Origin of the sequence: Cypionkella sp., from assembly GCF_030652235.1 — a bacterium.
GTDB lineage: Bacteria > Pseudomonadota > Alphaproteobacteria > Rhodobacterales > Rhodobacteraceae > Cypionkella.
In genome coordinates this window covers 1-12599 of record NZ_JAUSBA010000024.1, presented here as the reverse complement: position 1 = coordinate 12599, position 12599 = coordinate 1, and the positions used below count along the sequence as shown (strand labels likewise).

The following is a 12599-nucleotide window of genomic DNA, read 5'->3' as shown; positions in this document are numbered from 1 at the left end:
GACCGCTAAATGAAGCAGGTGCGTTTGAACACCTGCAAGTCGTCAATGGCGCGCGGTTCATGTGGTGGGAAGCAACGACGTCAAGCCGTTTTCGTTCAGATAGGCCAGCAGCGCCCCCCAATTCTCGACGCCTTCGGATAGCGGTTTTGCGTATTGCTTGACGTGGTCGCTGGTCAGGTGATTGGCGCTGGCTTGTGAGCCGACAAACTTCAGGATGTCTTGCAGATGCCGCGGGTCGGACAACCGTTCGTATTGCGCGGTAAACACCACCGCATCGCCGTGTTTTTGGTGCAGGTTTTGCGCCACCTCGACAAAGCGCATGTGGTTTTTCAGGAATTGGTTGAAACTTTCGGCATCAAAGCTGATTTTTGCGTGCAGCAGATCGGCGGTGACGGCCTCGCCCTGTTTGACCACGAAAACCCCGGTTTCGGCGGCGCGGCGGCGCGAGATGTACCGCTCGATCGGGTTGCGCAGCAGGATGATTTTTTGCCAGTTTTCTGAATGGCCAAGTTTGCCGAACACTTTCACGCGGTTGAGGTTGGGCAGGAAATCCTTGAAGCCAAAGATCGTGCCGCAGGCTTCGGTATCCTTGCGCAGACGGTTCAGCAGGCCGATGGGGTCGGCATCACGGGCGGCCATATCGCGGTTGGTCAGGCCGAGTTTGGCAAGCTGGGGTTTGGGCAGTTCCAGCGCGTTTTCTTTGAAAATCTCGCCAAAGCAGGTGATATCCGGCGCCGAGTTCAGCAGAGCGGCCAGATGATAAGAGCCGCTGCGGGCTTGGGTCAGGATCAAGAAGGGCATCGGCTACCTCGGGGTTGAGGCGTGATACCCGGGTTGGGGGGGAGGCGTAAAGGGGGGAGGATATTTGAGATTTTGCGGAGAATAGGCGTCGTCACACAGTTCTGCGTACGGACGATTAACATCGTGAGACCATGCGCTTAGAACTGTACAACAACAGCCTTTGAAAATCTTGATCACTCCACCGCTCGCGCCTCGCTTACCAGCATGATCGGAATGCCGTCTCGGATCGGGAAGGCCAGATGCGCGGCTTTCGAGATCAGTTCCATCTTGTCCGCGTCATAGGTCAGCACGGCTTGGGTGACGGGGCAGACGAGAGCTTCTAGCATGCGGCGGTCGTGCAGGGGGGTGTTTGCGGACGTGTCGGTCATTGCAAAGTCTCATCGCGGCCATCGGAGTGCAGCGCGATTTCCAGAAGGGTGACGAGGGTTTCGCGGCGGGTGACCAGCGAAGGGGCTTCCAGCAGGGCTTGTTTGTCTTCGGGGCCGAACGGCAGCAGCATCGACAGCGAGTTGATCAGAAGTTCGGTGTCGGCGGCTTTGATACCGCTCCAATCGGTGCCGAGATCGCGGGTGGCGAAGTAGCGGGCCAAGAGAGCGAGGAAGGGTTCGCGGGCGAAATCCTTGTCGGATTCCTCGCGGCCCAGATCGCGGGCGAAGGCTTGCCAATCAATATGGGCGCGTTTGTAGGGGGTGAAGCCTTCGACCTCAGCCCGCAGCCGGAAGCGCGACACGCCGGTCAGGGTGATCATATAGCGGTGATCTTCGGTTTCGGAAAAACCGGTCAGACGGCCGGCGCAGCCGATGGCGGAGAGGCGCTTTTCACCGTTCGGGCCTTCGCGCGGCTGGATCATGCCGATCAAGCGGTGCGGGGTTTTCATGCAGTCTTCCAGCAACGCCAGATAGCGCGGCTCGAAGATATGCAGTGGCAGGCGGGCGCGCGGCAGCAGCAGCGCGCCTGGCAGCGGGAACAGTGGCAGGGTGTCGGGCAGGTCGGTTTGCTTCATCATGCCCTCTAGCTAGTGTGCCATTTCGATTAGGCAAAGATCATCGACGACAGGCGGCGGCGGCCTGCCAATACGATGGGGTCTTGCGGCTTCAGGGCCTCAAAGAGGGTGAACAACTGGGTGCGGGCGGCGTTGTTGTTCCACTCGCGGTCGAGTTTGAACAGATCAAGCAGGGTGTTGATCGCCTCTTCCACCTTGCCATTGGCGTATTGGGCGGTGGCAAGGTCGAACAGGATCTGCGGGTTTTTCGGATCGGCGGCGTGGGCTGCTTGCAGATCAGCCTCGGGGCCAGCGGAGGCGGCTTGGCGGGCAAGGTCGAGCAGGGCGCGGGTGGAGTCGACCTCTTTGGCTTTTGCAAGCGTGCCGGGGGCGGTGGTGATCAGGGTTTCTGCAAGGTCAAGATCGCCAAGAGCGAGGTGGGCGCGGATCAGGCCAGCGTAAGCTGCGGTATTCTCGGGGTCTTCTTCCAGGATGGCGGTGAAGGTTTCTACCGCATCGGCGTAGTCCCCGTCATCCAGCATGGTCTCAGCGGCGGCGATCGCATCGGCGAGGCCATTGTCTGGCTCGGGCCCCATGGCGGCAAGTTTGTCGACGAAGCGTTTGAGTTCGGACGGGGCGACATTGCCTTGGAAGGCGTCCACCGGCTGGCCTTGGAAGAAGGCGAAGACGGCGGGGATGGATTGGATGCGCAACTGCGCGGCGAGGGCTTGGTTTTCATCGACGTTGATTTTCACCATCCGCACGCGGCCTTTGGCGGCAGTGACGGCGGCTTCCAACGCAGGGCCGAGGGTTTTGCACGGGCCGCACCAAGGGGCCCAGAAATCGACGATCACCGGCACGGTTTGCGACGGTTCGATCACGTCTTGCAGGAAGGTAACTTCCGAGCCGTCGGTGATCAGGGTCTCGGTCGGGGCTGTGGGTGCCGGGGCGATGGTGGTGCCGAACATGGAAAGCCTCAAATGTTTTGGGTCGGGCTATATATGGGGGGTGGGGGGCGAAAGGGGAAGGGGGTTTACGCTTGGGCGTGGGCTTCGTAACTTGGTGCGAAATAGGGGGATGAGATGCCAGTTGTGATGTGCTTTGGCGATAGTAACACGCATGGGACGCCGCCGATTACCGATCTGGCGAAGTATGAGCGGTATGGGGCGGGGGTGCGCTGGCCCTCGCTTGTGCGGGTTGCTTTGGGCTGCGAGCTGATCGAGGAAGGTCTGCCGGGGCGCACTGCGCAGTTCGATGATCCGATCATGGGGGCGCAGATGAACGGTCAAACCGGGTTGAAGATCGCGCTGGAAAGCCACGGGCCGCTGGATGTTTTGGTGCTGATGCTGGGCACCAATGATGTAAAAGCGCGGTTTACCTCAACGCCCGAGGCGGTGGTCGGCGGGATCGCAAGCCTGCTCGACATAGCGCAGCACCGGGTGATGCAGGAGCGGCACGGCGGTTTTAAGGTGTTGTTGGTGTGCCCGACCCCGGTGATTGAGGTCGGGCCGATCAAGGATGAATTTTGGGGTGGGGCTGCGCGCGCGCAGGCTTTGGCGCCGATGTATGCGGCTTTGGCCAAGGCGCGTGGCATTGAGTTTCTGGATGCGGGTCAGGTGATTAAGGTCAGCCCGTTGGATGGGGTGCATTTTGATCAGGGCGAACATGCCAAGCTGGCGGTCGCGGTGGCAGCTAAGTTGCGCGGGATGATTTAGGCGCTGTTGAAGTTCGGGATTTTCAAATCAGCTGACGTCTTATTCATGGTTGTAAACAGACGAGAGCAGCCTTGACGCGACGCGTTTTGAACGATGTTTAGTGGGCCGCTGTTGAGCCGCATTGCGTTGGGAAGTCATCTGATCCTGGCCAGACCGGGCGCGATCCGCGGCTGTGAACAATTTGGACCACGGTGCCCCCTTCGATTCCAAGGAAAAGATTGCGCCATCAATGTCCAAATTGAAATACACAGCGCAAAATGCAAAAAATTCGCTCGGACGCTACAAATTTCAACCCTGACGTGAGTCATTATCTATTTATTCTGAAACAATCCCCAGTAAATAACGGCCATAATCGTTCTTTTTGAAAATATCCGCCCGCGCCAGCAGCGCGGCTTTATCAATCCAGCCTGCGCGATAGGCGATCTCATCCGGGCAACCGACTTGCAAACCCTGCCGGGCCTCAAGCGTGCGCACAAAATTCCCGGCGTCCAGCAAGCTGCCATGCGTGCCGGTATCCAACCATGCAAAGCCCCGACCCATTTTTTCCACCGTCAAGCTGCCCTCGGCACGGTAGATTTCCAACAGATCGGCGATCTCCAATTCACCGCGCGACGAAGGCTTTACCCGCGCCGCCAATTCCGGCGCGCGACCATCCAGATAATACAACCCGGTCACCGCATAATTTGACGGCGGCACCTCGGGCTTTTCGATGATCGCCTGCACGTTTCCCTGCGCATCAAACTGCACCACGCCATACCGCTCCGGATCAGACACGCGGTAACCAAACACCGTGCCGCCCACCGTTTTCGCCGCAGCCGAGGCCAAAATCTCGGGTAAGCCGTGGCCAAAGAAAATATTATCGCCCAACACCAGCACACTCGGCGCACCGTCCAGAAAATCCTTGGCCAACAGATAGGCTTGCGCCAAGCCATCCGGGCTGGGTTGCACGATATAAGTTAAAGAAAGCCCCCATTGGCTGCCATCGCCCAGCAAGCGGATGAACTGAGCCTGATCGTCCGGCGTGGTGATAATTGCAATCTCGCGCACCCCGCCCAGCATCAGCACCGACAAGGGATAATAGATCATCGGTTTGTCGTAGATCGGCAGCAGTTGCTTGGACACCCCCATGGTGATCGGCCACAACCGCGTGCCAGAGCCGCCTGCCAGAATAATCCCCTTGCGCATCATACCGCCAACTCCTGCAATATCTTGTCCAAACCAACCCGCCACTCTGGCCGCGCAATCCCAAATAGCGCCAATCCGCTGCAATCGAGCCGCGAGTTTAGCGGGCGTTTCGCTGGCGTCGGATAGGCGCTTGAAGGGATGTCATGCACCACACAAGCCAACCCCGCCCGCGCCATGATCTCGCGCGCAAAATCCGCCCAAGAGCAATCCGGCCCGCCCGCAAAATGCTGCACGCCGCCCGGCTTGCCCGCAAGCAACCCCGCCGCCATTTCGTAAAGTGCGTCGGCAATATCCGCCGCTGGCGTTGGCCCACCAATCTGATCCGCCACCACGTTCAGACTGTCCCGCTCTGCCCCCAACCGCAGCATAGTCTTGACGAAATTGCTGCCATGCGCCGACACAACCCAAGAGGTCCGCAGGATCAGATGCCCGCCGCCCGCCGCCTGCACTGCCTGTTCCCCCGCCAGCTTCGTGCGCCCATAGGCCCCCAAAGGTGCCACCGGATGATCCACCCCAAACGGCTGATCCCCCGCGCCATCAAACACATAATCGGTGGAGATGTGCAAAAACGGCAGCCCCCGTGCCGCACAGGCCTGCGCCATAGCGCCCGGAGCATCGCCATTCACCACCAAAGCCGCCGCTTCCTCGGTCTCAGCTTTGTCCACGGCCGTCCAGGCCGCCGCGTTGATCACGACATCGCCTTCGTAAGCCATCACCGCTGCCGCACAAGCTGTAGGGTCCGCCAAATCCGCTTGCCCGCGCCCGATAAACTTCGCCGAGATGCCCAAAGGCATCCGCCGCGCCAATTCCCGCGCCACCTGCCCGGTTTGGCCAAAAACCAAAATTCTCACAACGACCCCCACGATTTTCGCACGAAAATCGCTCCGGAATTCGCGCGAATTCCGATCACGCTTTCATCCCCAGCCGCACGCCGACACCCGCGCGCGCCTGCAACGGCTTCCACCATGCCTCATTATCCAGATACCACTGCACGGTTTTCTCCAAACCTTCCTCGACCGTCACGCTTGGTCTCCAGCCCAATTCCTCGCGTATCCGCGACGGATCAATCGCATAACGGGCATCATGGCCGGGGCGGTCAGTGACATAAGTGATCTGAGCGGCATAGGGCGCAGCTTTGGGGCGCTTGGCGTCTAAAATCCCGCAGATGGTCTTCACCAGATCAATGTTGCGCCGCTCGTTCTCGCCGCCAATATTATAGCTGCGCCCGAGCGCGCCTTTTTCCACCACCATCAGCAGCGCGTCAGCGTGATCCTCGACATAAAGCCAGTCACGCACGTTTTCACCCCCGCCATAAACCGGAATAGGCTTGCCCGCCAAAGCGTTCAAAATCACCACTGGCACCAGCTTTTCTGGGAAATGGAACGGCCCGTAGTTGTTCGAGCAATTCGTCAGCACCACCGGCAAACCGTAAGTTTCATGCCAAGCCCGCACCAGATGATCGCTGGCCGCTTTGCTGGCCGAATAGGGGCTGCGCGGGTCATAAGAGGTGTCTTCGGTAAACTGCCCCTCCGCGCCCAGTGAGCCAAACACCTCATCCGTGCTGATATGGTGAAACCGGAATCCCGCTGGACGCCCCGCACCCTGCCAATAGCTGCGCGCCGCCTCCAGCATGTTATAGGTGCCGTTGATATTGGTCAGAATGAAATCCCCTGGTCCGTCAATCGAGCGATCGACATGCGATTCCGCCGCCAGATGCATCACCACATCCGGGCGGTGGATGCTGAATATCTCATCCAACCTAGCCCGGTCGCGAATATCCGCCTGCTCAAAACTGTACAGGTTCGAGCCCGCCACGCTCGCCACATTCTCCAGACAGGCCGCATAGGTCAGCGCATCCAGATTGACCACCTCATGCCCGCGCGACACCGCTAATCGCACCACAGCCGAGCCAATAAAGCCAGCCCCACCCGTTACCAAAATTTTCATGCGGCCACCCACTCAAACGGCGATACGATGTCGCGCAGCAACGGCGCCACTGCGTCCTTACCCGACAGAACCGGAGCCCCTGTAAGCCCCCAATCAATGCCAATCTCGGGGTCATCCCAGCGCACGCTGCCGTCACAGTCTGGCGCATAGAAATCGGTGCATTTATACTGAACCTCGGTGTTCGGCACCTTCGTCACGAAGCCATGCAAAAACCCTTTCGGCACAAACAACTGCCGCCCATTCGCCGCCGACAACTCGACCCCAACCCAGGACGCAAACGTGGGCGAGCCACGCCGGAAATCCACCGTCACATCAAAAATCACCCCGGCCGTGCAGCGCACCAGCTTGTCCTGCGCGCGTGGCGGCGCCTGATAATGCAGCCCCCGCAGCGTGCCCGCCTGCGCTGACATTGAGTGGTTGTCCTGCACAAAGCCCACACCCAGCCCGGCCGCAGCCATCGCCGCCGCATTCCAAGTCTCGGAAAACCAGCCACGATCATCGCCAAACCGCTTCGGTGTGACAATCACAACACCCGACAGCGTCGTCTGTTCAATCTGCATGTCTCAAACCCATTCGCACATCCACCGTCCCGCTTTACCGCAAGCGCGCAGCTTGTCACAGACCAGATTTCGGTCCTACAGCATCCCCAGCATATCGGCATTGACCCAAAACGCCAAACCCACAAGCGCCGCCGCTAAACCGAACAGCACCATGTCATTCACAGGATCCCAAGCCCGATGCTTGCGCGCCAGCAAAATCACCGCCGGATGCAGCGCCAACAGCGCCACCGCCTGCGCCAACAACGCGCCTTCCAGCCCGCCCTGCGTGATGCCGATCAAGAAAGCCACCGTCTGCACCAAGGCCTTCAACGCTTGCAGCCAGAAATAATTCCGCCCATCGCCCGCAGCCAAAGCCGACTGATCATACGTGATGCCAACCGTCTCGGGCATCTGGATCAGCGCCACCATCACCACGATGAACCCGGCCGCCGCATAGCGCGCGTCATACATAAAGCCGACCAGAGGCACGCCAATCACCGCCAGAAATCCCAGCAGCAGCAATGTTCCGCCCGAAATCGTCCAACGCAGCTTGCGCATCTTGGCGAAATTTGCAGCCGAATCCGCCGGATGATGATCGCGGTACAACGGAATCATGATCCGGCTGTTCACCGCGCGTGCCAGCAGCAGTGGGAAGGACGCAAGGAAATAGCCGATGTTATAAACACCCAACTCCTCAAGGCTTAGATAATGCCCAAAGATCGCCTTATCGCCCTGCGCCAAAGCAAACCCACAGGCGGTGGACATGAAAATCCATTTGCCGAAATGGATCAACTCATGCCCCGCCGATTTATCCCAGTGAAACCGATTGCTTGGCCCCGGCAGATAAACCCAGGTCAGCACCAGCTTTGCCAACGACCCAACAATGGCACCGACCACAAGCCCCCAGACCGAATGAGTCATCAGCGACAATACCACCATCGCCACAATGCCAATCGCCTGCGCGATCAGATCCAGCAGCGTCACGCGGCCCAGCAGCAAGTGCCGCGTCGCGGTATCAATCCGCGTCGGGTTGAACCCCGAGATGAACAGCGAAATCCCGGCCACGGGCAGCAGATATTTCAACTCGGGCGCATGGTAAAACTGCGCCAGTGGCCAAGCCAAGCCACACGTCACCAGCCACAGCATCGTGCCGCGAAACGCGTGAATGGTGAACGCGGTGTTCAGAAAATCCGGGTCATCGCCGCGCTTGTTCTGCGCAATCGAGGCCGAAACCCCGACATCCGAGAACATCACCATGCCGACCAGCACCACAGACACCAGAGCCATCACGCCAAACGCATCCGGTGCCAAAATCCGCGTCAGAATCAGGTTCGATCCCAACCGCATCACCTGCGTCAGCGCGTAAGACCCAGCCGTAAACGCCGATCCCCGCAGCGCCCGCGCGAACAAACTTCGTCCCGCAGGCGCAGTCCCATTCAGCTCAGACATAAAGCAAACCCTTTAAGACTTTGCCGCGACCCTAGGCGGATGCGGGTAACGCGTCAATGAAGCCCGATTTGGCAACAATCTATGCACGAAATCATTGAATTTGCCTTACTCTTGCCAAAAGCCCAGCCTATTGACCAAGGCCAAGATCCAATTCGGTGCCGCCATGCAAATTGCCTACCTGATCAATACCTATCCAAAGCCTTCGCACACCTTTATTCGGCGCGAAATAGCCGCGTTAGAGGTGCTTGGCTGGCAGGTTCACCGCTTTGCCATGCGTTCGGATCGCGCAGCCTTGGTCGATCCATTGGATTTTATCGAGGATGACAAGACTGAACATGTGCTGGAAATTGGCGGCAAAAATCTGCTGCGGTCCGGCCTTGGCTGGATGATCAAACACCCGAAACACGCGCTGGCTGGTCTTGCCATGGCGATCCGCTGCGGTGCAAAGGGCAAATCCGGCGGCCCTGGCACCGGCGGCGTGCCGCGCCATCTGATTTACCTGCTGGAAGCCGCCCATATCGCGCGTCGCGCCAATGATCTGGGCATCGCCCATATCCATGCACATTTCGGCACCAATTCCACAACCGTCGCTATGCTGACCGAAGCTTTGGGCGGCCCCGGCTTTAGCTTCACCGTCCACGGCCCGGAAGAATTTGACGCCCCCCGCGCCTTCTCCTTCCCCGAGAAAATCGCCCGCGCCCGCTTCACTGTCGCCATTTCCAGCTATTGCCGCAGCCAGCTGTTCCGGTGGAGCCAGATCCCGGAATGGCCAAAAATCAAAGAGGTGCATTGCGGCGTCGATACCGCAGGCTACCCCGCGCCTGCGCCGATGCCCGAAGGTGGCCCGCATCTGGTCGCCATTGGCCGTCTGTGCGAGCAAAAGGGCTTTCCCGTGCTGATCGAAACCATGGCCATCGCCGCCCAACGCCTGCCCGGCCTGACCCTGACGATCTGCGGCGACGGCGAGTTGCGCGAACTGATCGACGGCGAAATCGCCCGCCACGGCATCAAAGACCGCATCCATATCGCAGGCTGGGTGGATGAGGCCGGTGTCCGCGCCGCCATCGCCGCCGCCCATGCGCTGATCCTGCCCTCGCTCGCCGAGGGCCTGCCGATGGTGGTCATCGAGGCGATGGCCTGCGGTCGCCCGGTGATTTCCACCTGCATCAACGGCGTGCCGGAACTGCTGACGCCCAAGGAAGGCTGGCTGGTGCCAGCAGGTGACCCCGCCGCTTTGGCCGAAGCGATTGCCGAATTGTCCAACACCCCAATCGACGTGCTGGCCGCAATGGGTCTGGCCGCCCGCGCCCGCGCCATGGCTCGCCATGACGGCAACACCGAAGCCGCCAAATTGGCGCAGCATTTCGCTGAAGCGCTGAAATCCGCCGCCGTGGCCAGCCACCTGCTGCACACCGAAACTGTGAACCACGCATGACCTACGTCCTCATCTGCGCCAGCCACAGCGATGAGATCCTGAACGCCAACCTCGCGCGCTCGCCCATGATCGTCGAAGCCGCCGTGCCTTTGCACCTGGAACGCGATGCCCCCTCCGCCGCCGTGGCCTATAACCGTGCCATTGACGCCACCGATGCCGAGATTCTGATCTTCGCCCACCACGATGTCTACCTGCCGCGTGGTTGGGAAAAACTGCTCGGCCGCCGCTTGCGTGAATTGGAAGCCGTCGACCCCAACTGGGCGCTTTACGGCCCGTTCGGCGTAGGCCTAGACGCCAGCCATATCGGCCCGGTCTGGTCCTCCAGCATCGGCCTGATCGTCGGACGCGTCCCCACCACTCCCGCGGAAGTGCAAAGCTACGACGAAATGGTCATCATCCTGCGCCGCTCGGCAGGTCTGCGCTTTGACGAAACCCTCCCCGGTTGGCACATGTATGGCACCGATATCGTCACCTCGGCCCGCGCACGCGGCCTGCGCGCCTATGCGGGCGCGCTGCCCACCTTGCACAACGACCGCTACCACGACCACCTGCGCGAGGATTTTGTCGAAAGCTACACCGCCATGCGCCGCAAATGGCACGATCATCTGCCCCTACGCACCCCGATCATCAAAATCAGCAAATCTGGCCTGCACCTTTATAAGAACCGCTGGCAAGACTACCGATCCGAGACATTCCGCGCCAATATGTCCGTGGGCATCGCCCACCCCCCGGAATATCTCGCCTCGCTCTGCGGCTGGTCCGACCTGACCGCCTCGGCTTAACACAAACAAGATCATAATTTGCATCCCGCCCCAGCGGCCTTGCCCCTTCGGGTCTTGGCTGAACGTAAGCTCGCAGTGTTTCGGATTCCCGTCAGGCTTTGCCTGTGAGGAATAGTCAGATCAAGGCGCGACGGATGAGGATTGTCGGCGTGCTGCTCGGGGCGATTTCGGACGGGGCGACTGCTTTGGCAGGCTTGCTTGTGCATGGCAGTCGGGTGGCGCACAGCGTTGCTGTCATATCTTTGGGGGGGGCTGGCGATTATGGCATTTGCAGTGCTCGGTTTGGGCCGACAAGATGCCGGACACTTGTAAGCGTCGCGCGGCATTAGTGATTGGGTCGAAACAATAGCTTGGCGGTGCGGATGCACAGCTAAGCTTACCGCGGGCTGGGTGATTCGCACCCCGATGCTGCGCTGCCGTATTCGCCGTGCACTTGCGGCGGAGAGGCGTTTCATCGGTTCACGTCAGGGTTGCGCTTGTTTTAAACATGGCAAGATCATGGCGGCAATATGGCAAAAAATCTTGCTTAAAATGGTTTAAATATGTTCGTCCCCCCTCAATAGCTGTCGCCAAGCCCGCCTTGAAACGGCTAACTTGGCTTTGGGGGCGTACTTATTAAGTGCGGCAAATGAACTGCTAATTTCCGATCGAATCCGGGCAACCGGGCGCTTGGTTTGTTTCCTGAAACCTGCGGGACCGTGGGGCAGGAGGGTGGTGTCATTGTGTCGTTTGGTGACGCGCAATGACGATCAATTATCGAGAATTTTACAGTTTCAGATCTGCCTCAGTCGACCCCGCACGGGGGTCTGGCGACATTGGGGCGACACCGATGATCCTGACCAGCCCGATGGGGCGCGGGCCGTATCGGCGGTTTTTCAAACGCGCCTTTGACATCACGGCGATTGTGTTGGCGGCCCCTGCGGTGCTGCCGATTGTAGTGATCGCGGCGGCGATGGTGGCGCGCGATGGTGGCAGCCCGTTCTACACGCAGATGCGGGTTGGCAAGGACGGCAAGCGGTTTCGGATGTGGAAGCTGCGCTCGATGGTGCGCGATGCGGATGAGCGGATGGAGGAATTCTTAGCCTCTAACCCCGATGCGCGGATGGAGTGGGACAGCACGCAAAAGCTGAAAGCAGACCCGCGCATCACCCGGATGGGGAAGTTCCTGCGCAAATCGTCGCTGGATGAGCTGCCGCAGCTGTGGAACGTGCTGGTGGGCGATATGAGTCTGGTGGGGCCGCGCCCGATGATGATCAGCCAGCAGAGCCTGTATCCGGGACAAGCCTATTATGCGCTGCGGCCGGGGATCACCGGCTATTGGCAGACCTCGGGGCGCAACCGCACGACATTTGAGGCGCGGGCCGAATTTGACGATGCTTATGAGGCCGATTTGTCGTTGCTGACCGATATGAAGGTGCTGGCTGCGACCGTGGGCGTTGTGGTGCACGGCACTGGTTACTGAGACTGCACGGCTGGCATGAGGCCCGCTTCGTATGTGGAGCGGGCTTTTTCATGTCTTGTGCTTGGCAGAAGATGGGGGTTTCACACCCCACGCCGCCAAAGCGGGCGGCTTCCCCTGTGGGATATTTGCGCTCGGCGGATGATAATTTTAGATAAATTTGCGGCCTTTAGCCGGCCGCTGAAATAGTCTGGGAACTGGAACGGTTTTCCTTCGGCTGGATTGGTGAGCCTGTTGTCCGGCCCTTCGGCGCGAACGGCCGTCGTGTGTGTTGCCGATTTTCGGCGTTATGCCCTCAGCAACCT

The 12599-nt window shown here is 59.8% G+C and carries 13 protein-coding genes; 4 read left to right on the top strand and 9 right to left on the bottom strand.

Annotation, left to right across the window (positions count from 1 at the left end):
- Window positions 1–57: 57 nt before the first annotated feature.
- From Q7V03_RS06770 to Q7V03_RS06755, 4 genes are all read right to left on the bottom strand, one after another.
- Window positions 58–801, bottom strand: a complete 744-nt coding sequence (locus Q7V03_RS06770; protein WP_304924844.1) for a hypothetical protein — start codon at window positions 799–801, stop codon at window positions 58–60.
- 173 nt (window positions 802–974) lie between these two features.
- A complete protein-coding gene (locus Q7V03_RS06765) occupies window positions 975–1169 on the bottom strand; it encodes a Trm112 family protein (protein ID WP_304924843.1) in 195 nt (64 codons plus the stop codon).
- Window positions 1166–1807, bottom strand: a complete 642-nt coding sequence (locus Q7V03_RS06760) for an LON peptidase substrate-binding domain-containing protein (RefSeq protein WP_304924842.1) — start codon at window positions 1805–1807, stop codon at window positions 1166–1168. The genes Q7V03_RS06765 and Q7V03_RS06760 overlap by 4 nt, the downstream gene beginning before the upstream one ends.
- Window positions 1808–1833: 26 nt before the next feature.
- On the bottom strand, window positions 1834–2751 hold the full coding sequence (locus Q7V03_RS06755) for a co-chaperone YbbN (protein ID WP_304924841.1): 918 nt from the start codon (window positions 2749–2751) through the stop codon (window positions 1834–1836).
- A 114-nt stretch (window positions 2752–2865) separates the two neighbouring features.
- Between Q7V03_RS06755 and Q7V03_RS06750 the strand changes: the two genes are divergently transcribed.
- Entirely contained in the window at window positions 2866–3498 is a 633-nt protein-coding gene (locus tag Q7V03_RS06750) for an SGNH/GDSL hydrolase family protein (protein ID WP_304924840.1), read from the top strand.
- A 315-nt stretch (window positions 3499–3813) separates the two neighbouring features.
- Here Q7V03_RS06750 and rfbA read toward each other — a convergent pair whose 3' ends face one another.
- The 5 genes from rfbA to Q7V03_RS06725 all read right to left on the bottom strand — a co-directional run bounded on the left by rfbA (window position 3814) and on the right by Q7V03_RS06725 (window position 8618).
- Entirely contained in the window at window positions 3814–4686 is an 873-nt protein-coding gene (gene rfbA, locus Q7V03_RS06745; RefSeq protein WP_304924839.1) for a glucose-1-phosphate thymidylyltransferase RfbA, read from the bottom strand.
- Window positions 4683–5534, bottom strand: a complete 852-nt coding sequence (rfbD, locus tag Q7V03_RS06740) for a dTDP-4-dehydrorhamnose reductase (protein WP_304924838.1) — start codon at window positions 5532–5534, stop codon at window positions 4683–4685. The genes rfbA and rfbD overlap by 4 nt, the downstream gene beginning before the upstream one ends.
- Before the next feature lie 55 nt (window positions 5535–5589).
- Window positions 5590–6630: a dTDP-glucose 4,6-dehydratase gene (rfbB, locus tag Q7V03_RS06735; RefSeq protein ID WP_304924837.1), complete on the bottom strand. Its 1041-nt coding sequence runs from the start codon at window positions 6628–6630 to the stop codon at window positions 5590–5592.
- The gene (rfbC, locus tag Q7V03_RS06730) at window positions 6627–7190 is read right to left on the bottom strand and encodes a dTDP-4-dehydrorhamnose 3,5-epimerase (RefSeq protein WP_304924836.1); all 564 of its coding nucleotides are present in this window, start codon (window positions 7188–7190) and stop codon (window positions 6627–6629) included. The genes rfbB and rfbC overlap by 4 nt, the downstream gene beginning before the upstream one ends.
- A 75-nt stretch (window positions 7191–7265) precedes the next feature.
- A complete protein-coding gene (locus Q7V03_RS06725; protein ID WP_304924835.1) occupies window positions 7266–8618 on the bottom strand; it encodes an oligosaccharide flippase family protein in 1353 nt (450 codons plus the stop codon).
- A 163-nt stretch (window positions 8619–8781) separates the two neighbouring features.
- On the opposite strand from Q7V03_RS06725, the gene Q7V03_RS06720 reads away from it, so the two are divergent.
- From Q7V03_RS06720 to Q7V03_RS06710, 3 genes are all read left to right on the top strand, one after another.
- Entirely contained in the window at window positions 8782–10053 is a 1272-nt protein-coding gene (locus tag Q7V03_RS06720) for a glycosyltransferase family 4 protein (protein ID WP_304924834.1), read from the top strand.
- The gene (locus tag Q7V03_RS06715; RefSeq protein WP_304924833.1) at window positions 10050–10835 is read left to right on the top strand and encodes a hypothetical protein; all 786 of its coding nucleotides are present in this window, start codon (window positions 10050–10052) and stop codon (window positions 10833–10835) included. Before Q7V03_RS06720 ends, Q7V03_RS06715 begins: the two co-directional genes overlap by 4 nt.
- 829 nt (window positions 10836–11664) lie before the next feature.
- Complete coding sequence (locus Q7V03_RS06710; RefSeq protein WP_304924832.1) at window positions 11665–12297, top strand: sugar transferase; 633 nt, start codon at window positions 11665–11667, stop codon at window positions 12295–12297.
- The last annotated feature ends 302 nt before the right edge of the window (window positions 12298–12599 follow it).